Annotated in this window: 1 protein-coding gene; it reads left to right on the top strand. The window is 63.7% G+C overall.

The annotated features are described in order from the left end of the window. Nucleotides 1-628 (top strand): Ig-like domain-containing protein (locus JXQ94_RS13900; RefSeq protein ID WP_421924387.1); only part of this gene is annotated, 628 nt, incomplete at both ends.

The following is a 628-nucleotide window of genomic DNA, read 5'->3' as shown; positions in this document are numbered from 1 at the left end:
ATCACCGCGACCTTCTCGGAAGCGGTCACGGGCTTCGCCATTGGTGACTTTTCGGTCGGCAATGGTGCGGCGTCGAGCTTCTCGGCGACCAGTGCGACGGTCTACACCGCCACGATCACTCCGGCCGCCGACGGCACGGTGACGGTCGATGTGGCTGGCGCCGCCGCCCAGGACAGCGCCGGCAATAACAATACAGCGGCGACGCAGTTCACGATCGAGAACGATGAAACCGTTCCGACCGTCGCGCTATCGACCGGCTCTGCCGATCCGGTCTCCGGAGCCTTCACGATCACCGCGACCTTCTCGGAGGCTGTGACGGGCTTCGCCATCGGCGACTTCTCGGTTGGCAATGGTGCGGCATCGAGCTTCTCGGCAACCAGTGCGACGGTCTACACAGCCACGATCACTCCGGCCGCTGATGGTTCGGTGACGGTCGATGTGGCCGCCGCCGCCGCCCAGGACAGCGCCGGCAATAACAATACAGCGGCGACGCAGTTCTCGATCGAGAACGATGAAACCGTTCCGACCATAACGCTGACAAGTGGTGCCTCGGACCCGACCTCGGGCGCTTTCACGATCACCGCGACCTTCTCGGAAGCTGTGACGGGCTTCGCCATTGGTGACTTCT

Source organism: Maricaulis maris (assembly GCF_049116555.1).
GTDB lineage: Bacteria > Pseudomonadota > Alphaproteobacteria > Caulobacterales > Maricaulaceae > Maricaulis > Maricaulis maris_C.
This window is presented reverse-complemented; position numbering and strand designations above follow the sequence as displayed.